The sequence below is a fragment of the Acinetobacter sp. YH12063 genome, from assembly GCF_013419715.1.
Lineage (GTDB): Bacteria > Pseudomonadota > Gammaproteobacteria > Pseudomonadales > Moraxellaceae > Acinetobacter > Acinetobacter amyesii.
In genome coordinates this window covers 457974-481457 of record NZ_VOZO01000001.1, presented here as the reverse complement: position 1 = coordinate 481457, position 23484 = coordinate 457974, and the positions used below count along the sequence as shown (strand labels likewise).

Sequence of the window (23484 nt, the reverse complement as noted above, 5' to 3'; positions counted from 1 at the left end):
GACTTCAATGGATTAGAAGCGGTATTTCGCTGCTACACCAAATGAATTGTAGTCATTGTTGCCAACTTCACCGAAACCAACACGACCTTCAAGGCTCACTTGTTGGTTGAAGAATTTACGTGCATTGATCCCTACTTCGTTACGATCAGTGACATCGTTGTTGTAGTAGTCAGCACCAACACTGAATGTTTTGTCGATGAAGTAATCCGCTGCTAGATTGAATTCATCTAGATCACCGAATGCTGCACCCGCTTCAAGGTTAATGTCTTTACCATTGCTTAAAGTTGTTACGTATTTAGCACGTAAAGTTGGATCTACACCATCATCATCATCGTTATCCCAACCTTTCACACCAGCTGCAACTAAGAAGCCTGGTGCAGGAAGATAACCGACTTCAGCGCCGTAGTAAGTTGTATCGTTGTCTACTGTGCCGAATGGAGTGTCAACTTCGACATTATTACGGCTTACATCACCAGATACATAGAAATCTGAGTTTGGTACAAAGTATTCGATACCAACGCCATAAGTATTGTCGTCAACATCGCCACGGTCAGCGAAAGTTGCATGTGCATTTACATTACTTGCACGGTTTAAGAATGCAGCTTCTGCAAGAGGAGCGTTACGAGTTTGAACAGGGTTGAAGTAATAAGTACCGTTTACACCAAATTCACTGCCAGAGCTTCCATTATCTGGGTCGATGTAACCAGCTGAAGCGCCTACTTCTGCTTGATAAGCATGAGCTGTACCTGTAATAGCAAGTGCAGAAAGAAGTGCTGAAGCAATTGCGAGTTTTTTCATGGAAACTACCCCTCTAAATTGTTTGGCTAAATTTAATACATTTTTTGTTACAAGTTTTAGTCTAGAGAATTTTTAAAGATGGTCAATCGCTGCAAAGTTGCAGAACTGTGTATTCGGTAATTTTATGTAATTTTAATTACTTAAGATGTTGAAAAATATATAATTATTATTAATGTTTTGTTTTATTAAAACTGTGTAGATATTATGAATTTGTAGATTATTTGGTCAATAAGTCGACTTTTTTTAAAGTAAATATTACATCCAAAAGAAAAAAGCACCTCAATTTTGAGGTGCTTTTTAATGCAAATTTCTAATTCAAACGAAATTAGAAACGTAAAGTTGCATTGATGTTGAACGCTTGAACGTCATCACCAAAACCAACTTGACCACCGATTGCTAGGTTCGGGTTAAGGAAGTATTTTGAACGGATAGCGAAGTAATCCGTGTCTTCATCACCATCATCTTTGATGTTGTAAGATGCACCTACGCTAAATGCTTGATCGAAGTAGTAGTCTGCGCCAATCGTAACAGAGTCTAAATCACCAAAAGCACCATCTGCTTCCAGGTTGATGTATTGACCATTGTTCAAAGGCGCAACATATTTTGCTTTGACAGCAAAACGGTTGTCTTCGTCTTCATCATTGTCACCTTGATAGCCATCAATACCAACAGCAAGTAAAAGGTTAGAGACAGGTAAATAACCTACTAATGCGCGGTATGTTGTTGAATCATAGTCCTCGCTTGCTGAAATACCAGCAACTTTTACTTCAGCTTTTTCTTCTTTGTAGCCTAATTCACCATTAAAGTAGAATTGTTCAAAGAAGTATTCAGCACCTAATGAAATATGGTGGCTGTCATATTCTGCTTTGCCTGCAAGCGGACCTGAAACAGGAAAATAATCTGATACATCAACTGTTTTTGTATCTAAATATTGATAGCTATATTTAGCATAAATATTGCTGTTATGACCTAAAAATGCAGCTTCGTTTAATGGGCCATTTTTAGGGTTTACTGAGTCTAAATATAACGTGCCTTGTAAGTTGAACAATCCGTTTGAATCTACGATGTCATTGTCCCAATCTGTATAAGTAAAACCGCCATCAACTTGACCATCATAAGCAAAAGTTGATGAAGTGATAACAGCTAACCCTAGTGCAAGTAATGTCTTGTTCATAAAACCCTCGAAACATTATTGTTGTAAAAAAAATGTAATAAATAGTAATGCGAGCGTATTGTTCATATTATGTGCATTGAAGTCAATGATTTGGATGATCAATCTGGCTGAAACTGTGCAAATGCTCTGTGATATAATAGGCGGCTATTTAAGCCAAATTTTTTGATTGAGAGTAATTCACGTGGAAATTAATCCGTATCTATTACAGCTAAAAGACTTAAACGACCGTGGTCAAACATTACGGGGGTATCTTTGACTACGATCTGAAAAAAGAGCGTTTAGAAGAGGTTCTACGTGAGCTGGAAGACCCAGCAATTTGGAATGATCAAAGCCGTGCGCAAGCAATGGCAAAAGAAAAAGGTGAACTCGAAAACGTCATTAACGTGCTCGAAGGGCTTTCAACTCAACTAGAAGATGCCCAAGCGATGCTGGATCTTGCGGTTGAAGCAGAAGAAGAAAGCTTACTTGCAGATGTGCAAGCAGAGTTAACTTCAGCGGAAGCAGAACTTGCGAAATTAGAATTCCGTCGTATGTTCAGTAATCCGATGGACCCGAACCCATGCTATGTCGAAATTCAAGCAGGTTCAGGTGGTACTGAAGCACAGGACTGGGCATCGATGTTACTACGTATGTATCTACGTTGGATTGAACGTCATGGTTTTAAAGCAGAAGTGATGGAAGAGTCTGATGGTGATGTGGCAGGGATCAAGTCTGCAACGATCCGTGTAGAAGGTGAGTATGCATATGGTTGGTTACGTACAGAATCTGGCGTACACCGTTTAGTCCGTAAGTCACCTTTTGACTCGGGTAACCGTCGCCATACTTCATTCTCAGCGGTTTTTGTATCGCCTGAAATTGATGACAATATTGAAATTGAAATCAATCCTGCTGATGTTCGTACTGATACCTATCGTGCATCTGGTGCGGGTGGTCAGCACATTAACAAAACAGACTCTGCAGTACGTTTAACTCACGCTCCAACAGGGATTGTGGTGGCATGTCAGAACCAACGTTCACAGCACGCCAACCGTGACCATGCTTGGAAACAGTTACGTGCAAAATTGTACGAACTTGAGATGCAAAAACGTAATGATGCGGCACAAGCGTTGGAAGACACCAAGTCCGATATCGGTTGGGGCAGCCAAATTCGTTCATACGTTTTAGATGACTCGCGTATTAAAGACTTACGTACCAGTGTGGAAAGTTCAAACACCGGCGCGGTACTTGATGGTGATTTAGATAAGTTTATTGAAGCCAGCCTCAAACAAGGTTTGTAATTTAAATTTATATAGAAAACAAAGTTCTATCTGTTTTTGATCATCATATCTAAAAAAATCGATATAAAAATCGAAAAAATACGATATAGTGTATTCAAGATGCTGAATAGAACTTTGTTGTCCAAATTTTTATTTAATTAAACCCGTTTAAATTATGGATATTGATTTAATTTTTAAAGCACTTGCCAATCCGACTCGACGTCAAATCTTGGAATGGTTGAAAACACCAGAACAGTTTTTGTCAGAAGAACAATGTGGCGGCTTTAATCGTGGTGTATGCGCTGGCAATATCGAAAAACTCGGTAATGTTTCGCAGTCTACGATGTCTAATCATTTGTCTGTGTTACAACAGGCGGGCTTAATTCAAGCCGAGAAATATGGTCAATGGTCGTATTTTTCACGCAATGAAGAACTCATTCAGCAATATATTGATTATCTGCAGAACTCACTTTAAATCATTTTTCGCATTTGAAGTGTCAGGCGAGACATATATGGCTGAACTTAATACTCCTCTCATTTTGGGTGATTTACACCTCAAAAATCGCGTTGTAATGGCGCCACTAACCCGTAGTCGTGCAACCATTGACCGTGTTCCAACGCCGATGATGGCTGAATATTATGCACAGCGTGCAAGTGCAGGATTAATCATTTCAGAAGCAACAGTCATTTCAGAAGCCGCTAATGGCTATTTGCAGACGCCGGGTTTATTTACCGATGCTCAAGTTCAAGGCTGGAAACTGGTGACCCAAGCCGTACATGAACAGCAAGGTTTAATTGTGGCGCAATTGTGGCATGTCGGACGTGTCTCACATCCCGACCTTTTGGATGGTGATACACCAGTGTCTGCCAGTGCGGTACAACAGGCAGGTTATGTCAGTCTGCTTCGCCCAAAACGCGAATATGTCGTGCCACGTCCATTAGAGATTGCAGAAATCAAAAGCATTGTTGAGCAATACAAACAGTCTGCAATCAAAGCCAAAGAAGCCGGTTTTGATGGTGTGGAATTGCATGCGGCCAATGGTTATTTGATCGATCAATTCCTACAAAGCAAAACCAATTTACGTGAAGATGAGTATGGTGGTTCTGTCGAAAACCGCGCACGTTTATTGCTCGAAGTGGTGGATGCGCTGATCGAAGTGTGGGGAGCAGGTCGTGTAGGTGTGCATCTTGCGCCGCGTGGTGATGAACACGACATGGGCGATCATGATCCACGTGAAACCTTTGGCTATGCCTTAGAGCAGTTGGGGCAACGGAAGATTGCATTCTTCTTTACCCGTGAATATCTGGCGGATGACAGTATTAGTGACTATCTGAAACAGCGCTCAAATGGTGTGCCGTACATTGCCAATATGCGTTTAAGCCGTGAAGATGCCGTTGATTTATTGGCCTCAGGTAAAGCCGATGCGGTGTCTTTTGGTAAAGCCTATATTGCCAATCCAGATTTGTTTGAACGTTTGCTGGCGAATGCTGCACTGAATGAATTGCAGTTGGAAAATATGATTGGAACTGATGTAGCCGAAGGCTATATTGATTATCCAAGCATGAAAAATAAATTTGGTTCAGGTCGTTCAACCTATTAATCGACACTTGAATACGCATTATCCATTAACATGTGGATAATGCTCTGATATATTCTGCCGATTCAAACCGTTTTTGAGCGTAATAATTTGACTACTCCTTTTTGGTATAACGCAGCTTTGGCGCTGATTAAGCCGCTATATCAATGGCGCATCAAAAAACGTGCTGAAGATCTCCAACTATATCAGCAAGAGTGTCTTGAGCGCTTTGGGCCATTTCAGCCGGTTAAAAACCGCAATGCAATTTGGTTTCATGTGGTTTCCGTCGGAGAAACCAACGCTGCACAGCCGCTGATTGAACATTATCTCAAAGCAGGTCATCCGGTCTTAGTCACCAATACCACCAAAACCGGACAAGCGCGTGCGAAACAATTATTTTTAAAAGCACCGTATGAATCGCTGTTTCAGGCCGTGTATTTGCCGGCAGATCAAAAAAAATTAGTCCGTCGTTTTATCGAAAAATATCAACCGAAAATGTTGGCTCTAGTCGAAACTGAACTCTGGCCAAATTTGATGATTGAAGCCGATCAGGCTAACGTTCCGAGTTTATTAATTAATGCCAGATTATCTGAAAAATCGGCGAAGGGTTATGGCAAAGTCCCGAGTTTGACGCAGCCGATGCTAAAGAGTTTGAAACAATTATTGGCGCAAGATCAGGCAACTTTAGCACGATTTATTGAGTTGGGTGCAAACCCGCATACCAGTCAGGTCGTGGGAAGTATCAAATTTGATATTCATGCGCCTGATAGCTTTGTGCAACAAGCAGCGCAGTTGCGTCAAGATTGGGATTTGCAAGGCCGTAAAATCATCACCATTGCCAGTACGCATGCACCCGAAGAACAAAAACTGCTCGCGGCACTGCAGCCGATTTTGCAACAACAGCCTGAGCTGTTATGTATAGTTGTACCACGGCATCCCGAACGCTTTGATGAGGTTTTTGTAGAAGCGCAGAAACTGAATTTACGCACACAGCGCCGCAGTTTAAAGCAAACGATTCAGCCTGAAACGCAAGTGTATTTGGCGGATAGTATGGGTGAATTATGGCTTTGGCTGGCACTGAGTCAGGCTTGTTTTGTTGGCGGGTCTTTAAATGTACCGGGCGGTGGACATAATATTTTGGAACCTATCGCGCTGCATGTCCCGACAGTATTAGGTCAGCATTATTTTAATTTTCAAACCATTGTGGATGAATTTGTAGCGGCCCATGCGGTTGTGGTTGTGCAGGATTTTGAGCAGGCGGCTAGTGCATTGGTTGAGATCATTCAAAATACTGCGAAAGCGCAGGCTTTAAATGATGCAGCTCAGCTGATTATGCAAAAGAATACTGGGTCGCTGCAAAAGCATATTCAGGTGATTGATCAATACCTTTGAATTTACAACCATGATTTAAATTGGTTGATGCTTTAAATAGATGAATGAATAGGCTCGACAGAGTCTTACATTTAAGATTTGAAGAAAGGGGTTAGCCTTCGGTTGGAGGTACTCTTACGAAACGTTGTTCTCATTCGGCAAAATGGAATGCGAAGCTTCGTAAGGAAGCCATCTTGCGGTGCAATGCAGCTCACCGACAAAACACGTCGAATTTTTATGTCTAACAAATAATCGCTGAAACTTGAGTGATTCTATTGAGTGTTGCCTCGAACAGTTGTGGATGACGTTTTCGCGTATCCAATTGAACTGGGTAAGAGAATTTTTATGAACATCGTCTTGCTTGACCCACGTCAAACTGAATCTGAACTGTGGAATATCAGTGCCAAACGCCAAATTGAGCATTTAAAAACCCATGTCGATGTACAAGTGGGCGATACCCTCAAAGTCGGGATTCGGGAAGGAACGCGTTATTTAACCCAAATCGTCAGTATTGCGGATCACGGCATTCAACTTAAACCCTTACAAGAAGAAGAAGTACCTGCAAAGCATCCGGTGACTTTAATTGTGGCAATGCCTCGTCCGAAAGTGTTGCGCCGTCTGATTATGGATGCCGTCACCTTAGGCGTAGAAAAAATCATTTTGCTGCACAGTTATCGCGTGGATAAAAGCTATTGGCAGACGCCATTTTTACAGCAGCTCGATCACTATGTGACGTTGGGTTTGGAGCAGGCAGGTGACACCATTGCGCCCAAAATTGAACTGTATAAACGCTTTAAGCCCTTTGTGGAGGATGTTCTACCGAGCATGATCTCCTCGGACTATCCCGCTTATGTGGCGCATCCTTATGTCGAAGATGTGATGCCTACAGGGATTCAACATGGATGTACGATCATCATTGGACCTGAAGGTGGATTTATTCCTTATGAGGTAGATTTACTCATAAAAAACGGCTGCCAAGCAGTCAGCTTAGGCAACCGAATTATCCGTACAGAAACTGTGATTCCGTACGTTTTAGGGCGATTATTTAGCTGTTGAAGCTTCTGCCTCAGCTTGATCACCACGGTAAACTTTTACTTCCTGTACAGGGTACGGAATTGAAATACCATTTTGATTGAATGCTTGGATAACGTGTTCTTGCACTTCACTGATCGAGTTCGCAGTGGTGGTTTCTGTGGTATCTACCCACCAACGGACATTGAGGTTGACTGAGAAATCAGCCAAAGCATTCACGTTTACGGTAAACGCAGGTTGGCTCAAAATGGTCGGGTCTTTGTCTAAAATGGCCAAAACAATGTTTTTAGCTTTTTGAATGTCATCTTCATAACCAATACCCACCACAAATTCACAACGACGACGTTGATAAGCGGTATTCACCGTTACCGCACTGGTGTAAACCGTCGCGTTTGGAATCACGATACGACGACCATCGGGAGAGCGTAGGAAGGTTGCACGAATTTGAATATCTTCAACTGTACCTTCCATTCCTGACACAATAATGTCGTCACCGATTTTGAACGGTTCACCGAGGAGAATCAAAATACCCGACAGTAAGTTCTGGAAAATATCTTTAAACGCGAAACCGATTGCAACCGAACCAATCCCCAAGGCACTCATGAGCTGACCCGGTGTGAAACCAGGGATCGCAATGACCATTGCAATCAGGAAACCGAAGAACATAATGGCTGAGCTACCGACACGGTTCAGGACCAAAACTAGATTTTGTTTTGAATAAGAACGGTCAGTGAGCGCTTTACGAACAAAGAATCTAAAGAGTTTTGACAGTAGATAGAAGATCGTAAAAACAATTAATGCGATACAAATATAAGGCAGGCGTTCCCAAAATCCATCGACAAATTTATCGATCGTTGAGTATGCGTCATTATATTTAGAGGTATGTTCCAGCACGGTTTGTGCGGTTTTTTCAGTTGCCTCTTGCAAAAGTTGAGTCGTGCCTTGAGTGACATCACTCAAGGCATTTTCTTTTTCAGCCACGAGTTTTCCAAATGTTCAGATTTTTCGCTATTTTGCCTGAAATTAGTGGCGAAAATAACCCTCATTTACAGGCTTGCGAACAGATGTATCAAAATTCAGACAGGCTCAAATTCGGTCAGTGGCTTAGAAGTATTCAGTACCTTGTTGAATGATTTCTGTAGGCGATTCAATTTCTCCGCTACCCATCATATACGAGGTGATGCTACCTGTAGCCAAGAGCGACAAGACACTGATTAAAATCATCAACCATGCCAGAATTTTTTCCCAAACCGCAGCAGGGCGTGGCGCGCCGTATTGATTTACGGTCGGTGTGCCTGAGGCCAATAATAAATATAGGATAAAAAATAGATTGATCACGGGGATAAATAATAATAGTAGCAACCAACCGGCTTTATTGAGGTCATGCAGCCGACGCACGACAAAGACACAATAAAAATAAATGTAGAGAATAATAATCGCCAAATAGGCGAGGCCAGATACCCCGGTGAATATGCCAACAAATTGCTCATTTAACGCCATGGTATTGATGTTGAAAATACCCACGGCAAGGCTTAAAACGATCAAGGCAAAAAAGCTGATGATATTGAGAAAGCCATACCAACCAATCATGCTCAGTCGACCAAAACGTCCATCAGGTTTCAAGGGATTATCCGATGTAGTGGTCGTCTGACGGAAAAAGAAAGAAGAGTCATTGGTATTCATGCTTGGGTCAACTCAACGTGTATGGAAGAATAAAAAAGCGGAATGCTGAGTAAAATTACCTTTGCATTATAGGTTCAAATGAACTGATCAGATACTGAATTGAAACATGTTTTTGTTGAAATTTTGCTCAAAAATATGCTTTAAATGGGAAAGAATAATACGACCAAAGCATGATTGCTGCGATTAAAAATTAATCGTCATACTGCTGTGATGCAGAAATTATAAAAGTAGAAATGTGGCATGGCATCTCGTGATGAGATGAATCAGATCAAGGAAAATACAATATGAAAGAGATCTATCCAGTACCTGAAAGTTTCAAAAAAACCGCGCGCATCAATGAGTCGGAGTACTTTGAGCGTTATCAAAAATCGATTGAACAACCAGATGAGTTTTGGGCGGAGCAAGCGCAAAAGATCGATTGGATCAAACCGTTTACCCAAGTTAAAAATACCAATTTTAAGCGAAATGATTTTAAGATCGAGTGGTTTGCTGACGGTGAACTGAATGTTAGTGCCAACTGCCTTGATCGACATTTAAAAGAACATCCACATAAACCGGCCATTATTTGGGAAGGTGATCATCCTTCGCGGCATAAAATTATTTCTTTTGAAGAACTACATGATGAAACCTGCCGTTTTGCCAATGTGCTGAAAAAACATGGCGTGGGTAAAGGCGACCGTGTGGTGCTGTATATGCCAATGGTGCCCGAAGCGGCAATTGCGATGTTGGCCTGTACCCGAATTGGTGCGGTACACTGCGTGGTTTTTGGCGGGTTCTCACCAGACTCATTGGCAAGTCGTATCGATGATAGTCAGGCGAAAGTCGTGATTACTGCGGATTGTGGGATGCGTGGTGGTAAGCCGATTCCACTCAAAGAAAATGTCGATCTTGCACTCGACATCGAAGGGACATCTTCGGTTCAAAATGTCATTGTGGTGCACCGTACAGGTAACCCGATCGAAATGAAAGCGGACCGTGATTTGTGGTATCACATGGAAATCATGTCGGTCAATGATATTTGTCCACCTGAATCCATGAATGCCGAAGATCCCCTATTTATTTTATATACATCAGGTTCAACTGGAAAACCGAAAGGCGTATTGCACACCACGGGTGGCTATTTGACCTATGTGAATTGTACTTTCCGTGAAGTTTTTGACTTAAAACAAGATGACGTGTTTTGGTGTACCGCAGATGTCGGATGGATCACTGGGCATTCATATGTATTGTATGGTCCATTGTCGAATGGCACCACGACCGTGATGTTTGAAGGGGTGCCGCAATATCCAAGTTGGGCACGCACGGGACATATTGTCGATAAACATAACGTCACCATTTTATATACGGCACCGACTGCGATTCGCGCCATGATGCGAGAAGGGGATGCCTTTGTCCGAGAAAGTGACCGCAGTAGTTTGCGTTTATTAGGTTCGGTGGGTGAACCGATTAACCCAGAGGCATGGAATTGGTACTACACCGTGGTAGGTGAAAGCCGCTGTCCAGTGGTGGATACATGGTGGCAAACAGAAACGGGTGGTTTCATGATTACGCCATTGCCGGGAGCAACTGATTTAAAACCGGGTTCGGCGACGCGTCCATTCTTTGGTGTACAACCTGCGATTGTCGATGCAGAAGGCAACGAGCTTGAAGGTGCCGTAGAAGGCAACTTGGTGATTAAGGATTCTTGGCCGGGACAAATGCGAACCATTTGGGGTGATCCTGAGCGCTTTATTGAGGCCTATTTCTCTACTTATCCGGGGACGTATTTTACAGGTGATGGCGCACGTCGTGACGAGTCTGGCTACTATTGGATTACGGGCCGTGTGGATGACGTCTTAAACGTTTCAGGGCATCGATTAGGAACGGCTGAAATTGAAAGTGCGTTGGTTGCGCATGATGCTGTGGCAGAGTCTGCGGTGGTGGGTATGCCGCATGATATTAAAGGACAGGGGATTTGCGCCTTTGTGACCTTACAAGCCGGGACAGCCGAGACGGATGAGTTACGTCAGGAACTGGTGGCTTGGGTACGAAAAGTCCTTGGACCAGTGGCGACGCCAGATGCACTGCATTGGGCGCCGGCCTTGCCGAAAACCCGTTCTGGTAAAATCATGCGCCGTATTTTAAGAAAAATTGCGGCCAATGAGCTGGACTCTTTAGGCGACACTTCGACCTTGGCAGAACCTCAAGTGGTTGAGCATTTGATTGCGACGGTTTATCCGAAGTCATAAGAGCAATTTGAGCGTGAGTGATAGCGTTCTGATGAAAGTTCACTATCGCTCATGCGATGGGTTATTAAGGCAATATTGAACGTCCTTTCCCTTAGGAAAGTTGATTAGGAAGAAGGGGTGTTCATGATGCTTTTAATCTACCGTACATACGACGGATAACAAAGACCAAGCCATAAGTCGCCTGAATTTAGGTGGCTTAGATTTCATGAGATATAGATTTTACAGATATAGACTGCAGGCATTGAGATAAGCTGAATGCCTGCGCTTTGTTAAGCTAAAACGGTAACAGAATAATCAGATAGACATATGAACGCTTCAACTCCATTGACTCAAGATCCGATCGATATTGCCCATAAACTGGCGGCAGAATTTGCCACGACGGCTGCTCAGCGCGATAAGCAAGGGGGAAATCCCAAAGCTGAACGTGATTTGATTCGTCAAAGTGGTTTGCTTGCACTGTCCATTGGACAGCAATACGGTGGACAGGGTGCAGATTGGCAGACGATTTTTAAAACCATTCAAACCATTGCTCAAGTGGATAGCTCATTGGCGCATGTTTATGGTTTTCATCATTTATTGATTGCAACCGTACAGTTGTTCGCGCAGCCCGAGCAATATGGCCCGTGGTTTGAACAGACTGCACGTGAGCATTTATTTTGGGGTAACACCCTAAACCCCTTAGACCGTCGTACTACAGCGACGCAACTGTCTGAACACGAATATGTGTTTCATGGCGATAAAAGCTTCTGTTCGGGTTCTATGGATTCAGACATTTTGCTGTGTTCTGGGTTCAATGATGACGGAAAATTATTGATCGGGGTGATTCCTACAGCACGTGAAGGCGTCAGTTTTCTCGGCGATTGGGACAATATGGGACAACGTCAAACTGACAGTGGCAGCAGTCATTTTGAACAAGTAAAAATTTCCAAAGATGAATTGCTACTGAACCCAGGGCCTTTGAGTACGCCGTATTCCAGCTTGCGTCCGTTGATTGCACAGTTGATCTTTGTGCATATGTTTTTAGGGGTGGCAGAAGGGGCTTTTGAAACAGCAAAACAGACGGTTCAAAACCAAAAAGCGTGGTCAAAATCATTGGCTGAAAATGCCGTGAATGATCCTTTCATTCAAAAGCATTTTGCTGATTTTTATGTGCAATTAGAAAGTGTACGTTTATTGGCAGATAAAGCTGTTCAGCGTTTGCAATGGGCTTGGGAGATTGGTGAAGCTTTGACGGCGGAACAACGTGGAGAAGTCTCTATTGCGATTGCAACAGCCAAAATCGCAGCCACCAATAGCTCGCTGTACATTACGCAAAATATTTTCCAAGTGATGGGCGCACGTGCCACGACGGCCAAATTGAATTTAGACCGCTTCTGGCGCAATGTGCGTACCCAAACCTTACATGATCCGATTGATTATAAATATCAGGAAGTTGGTGAATGGGTGCTCACAGCCAAAGTGCCAGACCCAAGTTTTTATTCTTAAACGTATAATGCACATTGCAAAAAGCCTCCGAAAGGGAGGCTTTTTGCAATGTGCTGTCAGTCGATTTAACGCTGATGAATATTTTCTAAGGTATCGACTAAGGTTCGCGTCGTTTGATCAATTTCATAATTCACGGCATCACCGACTTGAACATCTTTCCATGTAGTGAGGCGCAGTGTTTCAGGAATAAGATCGATTGAAATTTCACTGTTGGCACGATCAACACGGTTCACAGTCAAACTGCAACCATTGAGTCCAATAAAACCTTTGAGAAAGAAATATTTAATATTGCCTGCCGGAATGTGAATATCGAGATGAAAGGTTTCCCCACGATGTTCTAAGTTTTTGATCGTGGCTGTGCCTTCGATATGACCATATAGATTGTGACCACCATTTTCTGCCCCAACTTTGGCTGAGCGTTCGACATTGACCTCATCACCGGCCTTGAGAGCTTTTAGTGTGGTGAGTTGATTGGTCAAATCTGAGACATCAAAATGTACTTGGTTGGCTGCCAAATCAATTTGTGTGGCCGTTAAACATACGCCATTAATCGCCACACTTGCCCCGATAAAGACATCATGAAAAAAATCCTGATGATTTGAAATCACTAAGGTTGTGAAGCCATTGCCTTGACGAATGTCTAAGACTTTTTCTAAACCTTGCACGATGCCTGTATACATGGGAGCGTCTCTAAAATGATTTGCGTTTTCTGTATTGTAGGGACAAAACGAACGCTCGGCTATGCTTTACAGTGACCATTTCAGTACAGTGTTTTGATCTCTAACAGTTCGATCTTGGCAATATCTACAATGCTCGGAATGTTTCAATTGCAGTTAAGCGAGACTGCTTTATATCGACGATCGGTTGAGGGTAATTCAATTCCAGTTGAGGATTTTTGGCAAAGGGTTGGTGAATTTGCTTTGCATCCAAATCTGCCAGTTCAGGTAGCCATTGACGTAAATAATCCCCGTTCGGATCAAATTTCTGAGATTGGCTGATCGGGTTAAAAATCCGAAAATAAGGTACAGCATCTGTACCCGTCGAGGCGCACCATTGCCAACCGCCATTATTGGCTGCTAAGTCACCATCGACAAGGTGCTGCATAAACCATTGCTCCCCCAACCGCCAATCGATCAGTAGATTTTTGCTGAGGAACATGGCACAAATCATCCGCACCCGATTATGCATCCAACCCGTAGCCAATAGTTGACGCATCCCTGCATCGACGATCGGAATGCCCGTCTGGCCGTATTGCCACGCAGCAAAGTCTTGTGGTGCATGGCGCCATTTTATTTTTAAGGTTTTGGTTTGAAACGGCTGGTGCTGAGAAACTTGCGGGTAGTCAAATAAAATGTGCTGGTAAAATTCACGCCAAAGCAGCTCATCGAGCCACGTTTGTTGTCCTCTGTGGTTGATCTGGAAATAGCCGCCTTGTTCACGAAACAGGGCTTGCAGACATTGGCGAATAGACAAGATGCCCAAGTTTAAATACATGCCAATTCGACTGGTTCCATTGAGCGCAGGAAAGTCCCGATCATCAGCATAACGATGCAGATGTTGTTCAATAAATTCATCTAAGCACTGTATTGCGTGATCTTCTCCAATCGGCCAAAGCTCGATTTGAGCAGCTAACAGCGATGTGGGATAAAAAGGACGTAAATCAAATTGATTTTGCCACAGCGGATGCGGTTCGAGAGCCGCTTGGGCTTCAATAGTGGGATAACAAGTAGGCAGACTGATGCTCAATTTTTCGTAGCAATTTTTCTTAAATGCACCGAAAACTTGATAAGGATGTCCAGATTGATTGCGAATACTGCCAACAGGAAACAGGGTGCGGTCATGGTACAGCTCAACAGAGATGTGCTGCTGTTCTAATAACTGTTGTACTTCGCGGTCTCGTTTAAGTTCATTCACACCATGTTCAATATGTGCATGAACAGTGTGTATATTGAGCTGAGTACATAGGGTTAATAGCTCAGTGGCGATGTCTGACCAATGGGGAATATGCTGAATAATCAGTGGAATATTTAGCTCAGCCAATTGCTGTCGCAAAAGTTCCAGTTGGGCAAGATAGCGATGGATTTTAATGGGGGCATCGTCATGCCTTGCCCATTGTTCAGGAGAAAGCGCAATAAAGGCAATCGTTGGACCAGACTGTGTCGCCTGCCACAGTGCGCTATGGTCATGTCGTCTTAAATCTTGTCGAAACCAAACCAGTTGCATATTTATTGCCTCGTTTTTGTTGGAAATATCACCAGAATTACGGGGGTATCTATTGGTAATGAAATTATCTAAAAAATCGATTTCTATAAAAAAACTATATAATATCTATGGTTTAACTTAACCGATTGCGCACAATCCTGTCAGCTTAAGCGTACAAGCAACGAAGTTTTTAGACGCTATGCGCGCTTTTAAATTTTACCTAAGATTAACTTATACAGGAACAGGACGTTCCGGAACATAAAACAATAACAAAGTGTTCACCATCAGGACTGTGAAGCAAGACAGGAGTCATGCTTAAGTATCCATATAGAAAAAGCCCGACAGGATGTCGGGCTTTTTCTTTGTCTATAGGTTAGCTCATTTTCTAGAATCAAAGCATATCTTTAAATGGGACTCGAGATAAAAAATCCCCTAAGCCGAGCCTTAGGGGAGGAAAGTGAAGTGAGCCGATTGTGATTATTATGCTGATTTTATGAGCTGTGACTGCATCAACAATTATGCTGATTTAGCCTGCACAACTTGCTGCTGTTGAGCTTCCAGTTCACGAACCAGTGGCAACACTTTTTCGCCAAAGTATTCCACTTCTTCAATGAAGTGAAGAAAACCTGAGAGTACCAAATCGACGCCTACACTTTTGAGTTCCACAATACGTTCAGCAATTTGTTGTGGTGTGCCAATCAGAGTGGTTTTAAAGCCGTCGTTATATTGAACCAAATCTTCAAAAGTTGATTTTGCCCAGTTACCTTCGCCCTCTTTGGTGGATGCACCTGCTTCACGAGTTGCATCGCCAAAAGCATTGACCGCTTCGGTATTGGCATTGTCGATAATAGCTTGAAGCACCGCTTGGGCTTCTTCCTCCGTATCTCGGGCAATGATGAAGGCATTCACCCCGATTTTGACCTGATGGTTGTTGGCTTTGGCTTTTTCACGAATATCATCGATCTGCTTTTTCAACTCAGCAGGAGTATTGCCGTTGGTGAAGTACCAATCGGAAACACGGGATGCCATGTCACGTGCTGCACGTGAACTGCCACCTTGGAAGATTTCGATATGCGGTTTTTGCACAGGTTTTGGAGATAGGGTGTAGTCTTTAAATTGATAGTATTTACCATCAAAACTAAAGTTATCCTGCGTCCACACGCCTTTTAAGCTACGAATGAACTCTTCAGAGCGCGCATAGCGTTGATCATGTTCGGACCATTCTTCACCAATCGCATCAAACTCTCCACGGAACCAACCACTTACAACATTGATTGCAATACGGCCATTGGTAAGATGATCGATGGTCGCCAATTGTTTCGCAGCCAGAGCTGGTTTCCAAGGGCCAGGTAAAATCGCTGCAATGACTTTGAGCTTTTCGGTTTTGGCCAAAATACCATGACTGAAACTAACCGATTCATGTTGATTTTCCGCGTTATAGCCTGCGGTAAAACGAATTTGAGTCAGCGCATAATCAAAGCCACTTTTTTCTGCAGCTTGTGCCAAACGCACGTTATAGTCGTAGCTCCAATCGGTACGCTGTTCAATATTACTGACCACCAAACCACCACTGACGTTTGGTACCCAATACGCAAATGTAATGTTTTTTTCTTGTACTGACATTTTGCAAACCCTCGGGATCGAATTGTTAAGCTGTGGTGTTTAGGCCACTTGCGTTTTTGGCTTTTTACTATGCAGTCGAGCTTCAGCGGCATCCAAACTTGGAACAGCTGCAGAAGGAAGGACTTCTTCTTGCTCGATTTGCTTATTAATGCCCAAGTTTTGGTTGGCTTGTTGAGACTTGGCTTTCACCACTTCAGCACGCTGACCTTTGGCTGGAGCCCATTCCAAAATCGGCAGCGCACGTGCTACAGCTAAAGTAATGCGGTCACGGAGTAATTCACTATGAATGGTGTATTCAGGGGTGAAATCACGATCTGTTGCATAGACTCCGATTGGTAATGTTTGCGCTTGAAAGAAACTGAACAATGGACGCAGTTGATGTTCAAGCACTAAAGCATGGCGTTCAGAACCACCCGAAGCTGCAAGCAAGACAGGTACATCCACCAAGGCAGTTTGTTCGACAAAGTCAAAGAAGTGTTTAAACAGGCCTGTAAATGAAGCACGGTAAACTGGTGTTCCAACAATCAGTGCATCAGCAGCTTCAACGGCAGCAAGGTCATCTTGTACACGTTGCGGCAATTGGTTACGGTAAATCGTGCCACCTAATAAATTGCCAATTTCACTAAACTTAATAAAATGCACATTGATTGGAGTCGCATCACCGAGCTCATCAACAATGGCTTGTACCAAAGCTTCAGTTTTAGATGGATTGTTTAGACCACCTGACACAGCAACAATATTCAGGGGTTTTTGTAGATTAACTTGAGACATTTTTTAAACCTAAAAGTGTGGTTTCTCGGAATGCCTTTTATTAATCCCGATGGGTGGATCACTGTAAAATAACGAAAATCAGAAAAGTTATCTGATTTTTAGATATATTGGAAAAATCACAAGATTCGTGAAATTTCGAATTTTAAACTGTTGATATTTCAACATATAATGCTTAGATATAAGCATTTTTACTGTGTTGATAAAATTTATATGAAAATATGATTAGATTTAAAGATTTATAGAAAATGTGAAAAAAGACGCATTTTAGGTGAAAATCTACATTTTAAATGCAAAAAAATAAGTTCTTGCATATCCTTCACATAGCATGTGTGGTTAGAATAGGGTCATTGTGCACAAGATCTCTCACGTTGCTTATGAATATTTTAATCGTTGATGATCACCCGCTGTTTCGTCATGCTTTAATTCAGGCGGTTCGTTATAGTTTGCCTCAGGCGCAAATTCATGAGACTGCAGCAGTCAATGAATGCTATGAACGTCTTGAAAATGGCCCTGAGCCTGATCTTGTGTTATTGGATTTAAACTTGCCAGGTGCTTCAGGCTTTTCTGCCTTGGTGCATATTCGCGCACAATATCCATCGATTCCAATCATTGTGGTCTCTGCGCATGAAGAAGCGTCGATTATCCAACGTGCGATTGCACATGGCGCGATGGGTTATATTCCAAAATCTGCGCATCCAAGCCACATTGGTGAAGCGATTCGTCAAGTCTTAGAAGGCGAGATTTGGTTACCACCAAATTTACCTGCCAACATGAACTTTGACCCACGTGCTGCAGATGAAACAGCATTGGCAGAACGTATTCAGTCTTTAACACCGCAACAATTCCGTGTGTTAATGATGGTGGCGGAAGGTTTGTTGAATAAGCAAATTGCCTATGAGTTAGATGTATCTGAAGCAACTATTAAAGCGCATGTAACGGCGATTTTCCGTAAGTTAGGCGTACAAAACCGAACTCAAGCTGTATTGGCAATTAATGCATTGAATATTGAAGAAAAGAAAATCTAAGGATTTTTTCCAAAAAAAAGACCTCCATCGTGGAGGTCTTTTTTTATGCTGTTTAAGCGATAGAACAATGCGAATTAAACCAATAACTGATATTACGCACCTAAAAGTAATTTCGCATTTTTAAAATGATTTTTAAGTCAGTTCGACGGAGTCTTACATCTAGGGATTAAATAAAGGGATCAGCCTTCGGCTGGAGGTACTTTTGTTTCGGCAAAAGTACCCAAAACCATTGTCATCCGCAAAACTCGTTCACTTGCGCCAAATTATTCAAAGTATCGCAAAAACATTTGTGATTAGAAGTCGTCCTGTCTCAAACACTTGCGGATGACGTTACCGCGTATCGTTCTTTTATTTGAATCAAATTGTGCTTCTGATGTTACTGCGTAACATCAGTTAATACCTTATATAAACAACTTCAACAATAACTTAAGCAATATAGTCTTGCTTAGGCGTCAGATCGGTACAGTACAAAGGGTTGAGCGCACATTGTAATTCATCAATTTGTTCATCGGACACATAGCCGCGCGCTTTGAGATAATCCGCGACACGGTCATCACGTAAACTCAGGAAAGCCGCATCATAAACACCCAAATCCACAAATAGGGCTGCAGTTTCTAAGCTGTTAAAACGATCCAGATAAACATCATTGTCATACATCAGGAAGATATGGTCTTGCTTGGAGTTGGCATCGACATTCAAACGTTGTGCCAATTCAAATGGCGCTGTTTTAATAAATAGTAAATCAGATAATTCATCAAACTGTGTTTTATCCAGCTGGTTTTTATCGGTTTTGACTTTACCGAGCCACGCTTTAAACACCAAAACCGCACCACCACGCAGTAGCATGCTCCAAATCTGATGACGGGTGTCCAAACCCAAGCCATTGGATTCTGCTTCTAAATTTTGCAGCAGTAGGTCTTCTTGCTCTGCCAGTCGATCGAATAAGCCAAGGCCTTGAGGTTTGTAGGCATTCGGCGCAAAGACATCAAAATTCAGTTCATCAAACACTTGTAACGCGAGAGGAACGGCACTGCGATAGAGCGTTTCCAGCGCTTCGACTTGCACATCACTTAATTTGCTGAACTTAAATAGCTGACGCCAATCGATCTCTGGCAAAATGGCATTGGCACCATACTGACGATGAAACTGTAGATTTTGATCAAAACCATGCGGCATTGTTTCTGAAATATTCACAAGATCACTCCTAATATGCGGGGGAGATCAGCTTCTCAAGTGTTGAGTTATGATGCTTCTTGAATTGGCTTGAAACTGATCAACTTCTTATGAATATTTTTAAAACGAACGGCGACAGCTAAATATACGACTAAAGTTTTAGTTTTTATTTTTGGTTATAAGAATCTGATTTAAATCAAATAGATTTTTAATTGTAACTAAGTGTACAAGTGTTCACTCACGCATTCGATATCTTTTGCCATAGGCAATCTAAATTTGATATTTATGGCTAATGAATAGACGAAATGTCGGGGCTATTTTGAATGATCTTGCCGCAGAGGCCAAATTTTTTGCCAGTTAGGTAAGTTTAAGTAAGAGCAAGGTAAACAAAAGCCCATTTCATGTGACTGAAATGGGCTATTTTTTACAGAGCGATGTCCTGTAACAACGCTACTGATTTGAAATTTTTAAACCAGATAACCATGAACGCAGTGAAGCCGGTTTCAATGGTTTTTTCAGTAAGACGATGTTTAACTCTTTTAGACGTTGCGGTAGTTCAGGATCAGAATCTGCGGTAATCAGCGCCACAGGGACATTTTCCTGACGGTTATCTAAAATAAAGTCGAGACCGATCTTGTTGTTATTCAAGTGTTGGTCAACCAACCAAACTTGAATATTTTCTTGTTGAATCAACTCCATGGCCTGTTCAGGTTCAGTGGCCTTAAAGACTTGATAGCCCCATTTGGTCAGTAAGGTCGACATCCCTTCCAAAATGGTTTCATCATTGTCTAAGCACAGAATCTTATAGGCTTTGGTCTTCAGCGGAACCGCTTGAGTCGGTGCAGCGACCACTTTTGGCGCAGCGACCACAGGCACTTCAATCATAAAACACGAACCATGACCAAGTTCTGAGAACACATGCACTGGGTAGTCGAGTAGGCTGGTCATGCGTTGCACGATGGCTAAACCTAAGCCCAGGCCCTGTTCGCCCCAAGGAGAGGTATGTCCACAGCGTTCGAACTCTTGGAACAACTTAATGCGCTGTTCTTCCGCGATCCCTGGACCTGTATCCCAAACGCCAATACGAATATGTCCTGGACGTGCTGAACGTAGCACACCCACCACAACACGACCACGCGCCGTATAGCGTAGGGCATTGCTGACGAAGTTTTGAATAATACGACGAATCCACTGTGGGTCGGTGTCAATCCAGAACTGAGCATCATGTACGGTCAGTTTGATATTACGCTGTGCCGCAATCGATTTAAATTGCAGTTCAAGATCGCTGAGTAAGTCATGCAGCGGATAAGGCTGACGTTTTGGTTGAATGGTTCCACCTTCGAGTCGTGCGATATCCAAGAGGGCAGAGAGCATACTTTCCGCACCATGCAGCGCACGATCTAGTTGCTGAAGCGTTTTACGATCATCGTCATTTTGTACGCTTTGCTCGAGGGCGGTACTAAACAGGCGAGCAGCATGCATCGGTTGCAATAAGTCATGGCTTGCAGCAGCAATGAAGCGGCTTTTCGACATATTGGCTTTATCGGCTTGCTCACGTGCCAATTGTTGTTCGGACAGGGCATCTGCCAACTGTTGGGTACGGTCTTGTACACGCCCTTCAAGCAAGGCTTCATTTTCACGGAATGCAGTAATATCGGCAAAGGTCGTGACGAAACCACCGCCTTCGATCGGGTTCCCGCGCATCTGAATTACACGACCATCTTTACGAATTCGTTCAAATTCGTGTGCGCTGCCGACTTGCATCCAATGCATACGTTTACGCACATGTTCTTCGACTGAACCAGGGCCACATTCGCCGCGTTCAGCGTTATAACGAATCAAGTCTGAAATTGGGCAACCGACATAGACAATGTCTTTTGGATAATCAAACAGTTTGAGGTATTGATTGTTCCATGCCACCAAACACATATTTTCATCAACCACGGACACACCTTGAGTCATATGGTCGATCATGGTCATGATCAGGTTTTGGTTAAAGCGCTGCCACTGTGAGGCTTGGTCAAGAATATTGGCGACCTGACCGAGTGCTAAACCATTATTGACCATGGCTGTGGTGAGTAAGGTACGGGCAGATGCCGCACCGATGGTGCCGGCAAGATACTGTTCGGTAAAACGCCACCACATGCCGTTGGCGCTGCTATTTTCATTCAAAACGACATTGTTTTGTGCGCAGAATTGGTTGAAGGCGCGCATAGTTGGACCTTCACCGGTAATGCGTTTTGCCAAAGTAATCAAATCACCTACTTTTAAGCGTGCCACATCATGATGAATATAGCTGATGTCGTTTGATGTACTTTGAGTAGGAAGGGGCTTGGTTTCATAATAAAAGAAACTTTCGGCCTGAATTTGCTCGGCAACACTTGGACGGAAGACGCGGGAAATCCAAATATAGAGGGTGATATTTAAACCCAGTGCCCAAACCACGCCATGGGTAAGGGGATCAAAAGATTCAAACCCTAACAGTGCTTCAGGACGTAACCAACTCAAGCCTAGCGGTCCCTGACTTAAAAGATTTTCGGTAAATGTTTTAAATTGTTCAGGTAGGCTACGCAATACGGTTGGTAATAACAGGGTATAAGCCCACATGCCAAAACCGACCAACAGTCCTGCATACACGCCTTGCTTACTTCCGCCACGCCAATACAAACCACCAATTAACGCCGGTGCAAACTGTGCTACAGCACTGAAGGCTAATAATCCAAATACCGATAATTGGTCAATGTCATTGAAGAAATGGAAAAACAAGAAGCCCAATAACATGACCGCTAAAATACACACACGACGTGTGAATTTCAGTACGAGTGGTAGGCGCTTATCGTGGCGTGACAATAAACGTGTACGCCACAGTGCAGGCATGATCAAGTCATTACTGAGCATAATCGACAAAGCCACTGAAGACACCAACAGCATACCTGTCGAAGCTGAAAACCCGCCGAGAAAGGCAAGTAAAGTCAACCAGTCTTGGTTATAACTTAAAGGCAGTGAGAGCACGGCAACATCGGGTATTGCCAAGTAAGCCGGTGCTGCATGCAGCGCCCAACTGGCAATCGGGATGATCGCGATAATAGTTAAAATCAGATAAATGGCAAACCAACGACGAGCACCACGGATATGCTTTTCATCTCGCAGTTCAACCACCGCGACATGGAACTGACGTGGTAGACAAATAATCGCTAATGCAGCCAATAAAGTTTGAATCCAAAAGCTTTCTGGCACACCTTTGAGCTGGACATCTTTAAAGGTGGTATTGATGTCATGGCTGATTTGCGCCATGTTTTCAGGTGATTCAAAAACAAAGAAAAATGCGACTGCAAGTAGTGCAAACAGTTTGACGAAAGACTCAAATGCCACAGCCAACATTAAGCCGCCGTGCTGTTCAGTATTGGCAATCTGTCGTGTCCCAAACATCATGGCCAAAATCGCCAATACACCAGTCAAAAACAGCACACTATTGGTGGTGCCGGTCAGACCAGCGGTCGGTTCTAAAATGACCGTTGCACTTAGGGCAATTGCACGTAGTTGCAAGGCTAAATAGGGAATAATGGCAATCACGGCAAGGATCGTGACTAATGACGCTAAGGGGCCACTTTTACCATATCGTGCTGCTACAAAGTCGGCAATCGATGAAATGGCATGATGCTGACGGACACGGCCTAAACGTCGCCAAATATCATAGCCGAGCGCAACAAATAGCAGCGGTCCTAGATAGATCGGCAGGAAAATAATGCCCTCACGAACCGCGGCACCTGTTGCGCCATAAAACGTCCAAGATGAACAGTAAACCCCTAAAGTTAGACTAAAGAGAAGCATTCTGCCGCGAGTACTGAGCCTGCTGGCATGCTTTTCACCAAAGAATGCACATACAAAGAGTAATGCGATGTAAAGGGCCAATACCCCGACGATAAGCCAACTATTCATAGAGTCTGCAGCATATTAATTCTCGCTTAATGATAACGCATCCATAGGCTTAGGGAGGTTATTGCTCAAAATTTAACGACCAAAGTCTAAATTACAAGAGATAAGGAACATTGGTAAGTTTAGCTTCGAAATAATTCGAATTAGAAA

18 protein-coding genes are annotated in these 23484 nt (G+C 43.1%); 8 read left to right on the top strand and 10 right to left on the bottom strand.

All coding sequences use genetic code 11. The features are described from left to right. Positions 1-12: 12 nt before the first annotated feature. Together FTU12_RS02260 and FTU12_RS02255 are read right to left on the bottom strand one after the other, a co-directional pair. Entirely contained in the window at positions 13-798 is a 786-nt protein-coding gene (locus FTU12_RS02260; protein WP_180109626.1) for a putative porin, read from the bottom strand. A gap of 325 nt (positions 799-1123) precedes the next feature. After that, positions 1124-1972 carry a putative porin gene (locus tag FTU12_RS02255; protein ID WP_180109627.1) on the bottom strand — a complete coding sequence of 283 codons (849 nt, stop codon included), beginning with the start codon at positions 1970-1972 and terminating at the stop codon, positions 1124-1126. 181 nt (positions 1973-2153) lie between these two features. Here FTU12_RS02255 and prfB point away from each other — a divergent pair. The 5 genes from prfB (at position 2154) to FTU12_RS02230 (ending at position 7232) form a co-directional block, all read left to right on the top strand. After that, a protein-coding gene (gene prfB, locus FTU12_RS02250) for a peptide chain release factor 2 (protein ID WP_111884474.1) occupies positions 2154-3249 on the top strand; the annotation gives its coding sequence in 2 pieces (ribosomal slippage) (positions 2154-2225 and positions 2227-3249; 1095 coding nt in all). Between the two features lie 154 nt (positions 3250-3403). Then, the gene (locus FTU12_RS02245) at positions 3404-3703 is read left to right on the top strand and encodes a helix-turn-helix transcriptional regulator (protein ID WP_078190555.1); all 300 of its coding nucleotides are present in this window, start codon (positions 3404-3406) and stop codon (positions 3701-3703) included. 37 nt (positions 3704-3740) lie between these two features. Then, positions 3741-4829: an alkene reductase gene (locus FTU12_RS02240; RefSeq protein ID WP_180084429.1), complete on the top strand. Its 1089-nt coding sequence runs from the start codon at positions 3741-3743 to the stop codon at positions 4827-4829. An 87-nt stretch (positions 4830-4916) separates the two neighbouring features. Continuing rightward, entirely contained in the window at positions 4917-6197 is a 1281-nt protein-coding gene (locus FTU12_RS02235; protein WP_180109628.1) for a 3-deoxy-D-manno-octulosonic acid transferase, read from the top strand. Between the two features lie 324 nt (positions 6198-6521). Continuing rightward, on the top strand, positions 6522-7232 hold the full coding sequence (locus FTU12_RS02230) for a 16S rRNA (uracil(1498)-N(3))-methyltransferase (protein WP_180113659.1): 711 nt from the start codon (positions 6522-6524) through the stop codon (positions 7230-7232). Here FTU12_RS02230 and FTU12_RS02225 read toward each other — a convergent pair. Beyond that, on the bottom strand, positions 7218-8189 hold the full coding sequence (locus tag FTU12_RS02225) for a mechanosensitive ion channel family protein (protein ID WP_078190551.1): 972 nt from the start codon (positions 8187-8189) through the stop codon (positions 7218-7220). The genes FTU12_RS02230 and FTU12_RS02225 overlap by 15 nt on opposite strands. A gap of 123 nt (positions 8190-8312) precedes the next feature. Continuing rightward, positions 8313-8891: a DUF805 domain-containing protein gene (locus tag FTU12_RS02220; protein ID WP_180113658.1), complete on the bottom strand. Its 579-nt coding sequence runs from the start codon at positions 8889-8891 to the stop codon at positions 8313-8315. A 284-nt stretch (positions 8892-9175) separates the two neighbouring features. On the opposite strand from FTU12_RS02220, the gene acs reads away from it, so the two are divergent. Beyond that, positions 9176-11119, top strand: a complete 1944-nt coding sequence (acs, locus tag FTU12_RS02215; RefSeq protein WP_180113657.1) for an acetate--CoA ligase — start codon at positions 9176-9178, stop codon at positions 11117-11119. Between the two features lie 306 nt (positions 11120-11425). Next, on the top strand, positions 11426-12604 hold the full coding sequence (locus FTU12_RS02210; protein WP_180113656.1) for an acyl-CoA dehydrogenase family protein: 1179 nt from the start codon (positions 11426-11428) through the stop codon (positions 12602-12604). Between the two features lie 65 nt (positions 12605-12669). On the opposite strand, the gene FTU12_RS02205 is transcribed toward FTU12_RS02210, so the two are convergent. The 4 genes from FTU12_RS02205 to msuE all read right to left on the bottom strand — a co-directional run bounded on the left by FTU12_RS02205 (position 12670) and on the right by msuE (position 17200). Further along, positions 12670-13284 (bottom strand): riboflavin synthase subunit alpha, encoded by a 615-nt coding sequence (locus tag FTU12_RS02205; protein ID WP_078190547.1) that lies wholly within the window; start codon positions 13282-13284, stop codon positions 12670-12672. Between the two features lie 124 nt (positions 13285-13408). Next, positions 13409-14827, bottom strand: coding sequence for a deoxyribodipyrimidine photo-lyase (locus FTU12_RS02200; RefSeq protein ID WP_180113655.1), 1419 nt, complete (start codon positions 14825-14827; stop codon positions 13409-13411). A gap of 495 nt (positions 14828-15322) precedes the next feature. Next, complete coding sequence (gene sfnG, locus FTU12_RS02195) at positions 15323-16429, bottom strand: dimethylsulfone monooxygenase SfnG (protein ID WP_180113654.1); 1107 nt, start codon at positions 16427-16429, stop codon at positions 15323-15325. 39 nt (positions 16430-16468) lie between these two features. Next, positions 16469-17200: an FMN reductase gene (gene msuE, locus FTU12_RS02190; protein WP_180113653.1), complete on the bottom strand. Its 732-nt coding sequence runs from the start codon at positions 17198-17200 to the stop codon at positions 16469-16471. A gap of 374 nt (positions 17201-17574) precedes the next feature. Between msuE and FTU12_RS02185 the strand changes: the two genes are divergently transcribed. Continuing rightward, entirely contained in the window at positions 17575-18225 is a 651-nt protein-coding gene (locus FTU12_RS02185) for a response regulator transcription factor (RefSeq protein ID WP_078190543.1), read from the top strand. Positions 18226-18651: 426 nt separating this feature from the next. Here FTU12_RS02185 and FTU12_RS02180 read toward each other — a convergent pair whose 3' ends face one another. Beyond that, the gene (locus FTU12_RS02180; protein WP_171525947.1) at positions 18652-19401 is read right to left on the bottom strand and encodes a hypothetical protein; all 750 of its coding nucleotides are present in this window, start codon (positions 19399-19401) and stop codon (positions 18652-18654) included. 447 nt (positions 19402-19848) lie between these two features. Continuing rightward, a complete protein-coding gene (locus tag FTU12_RS02175; protein WP_180113652.1) occupies positions 19849-23337 on the bottom strand; it encodes a PAS domain-containing hybrid sensor histidine kinase/response regulator in 3489 nt (1162 codons plus the stop codon). Between the last annotated feature and the right edge of the window lie 147 nt (positions 23338-23484).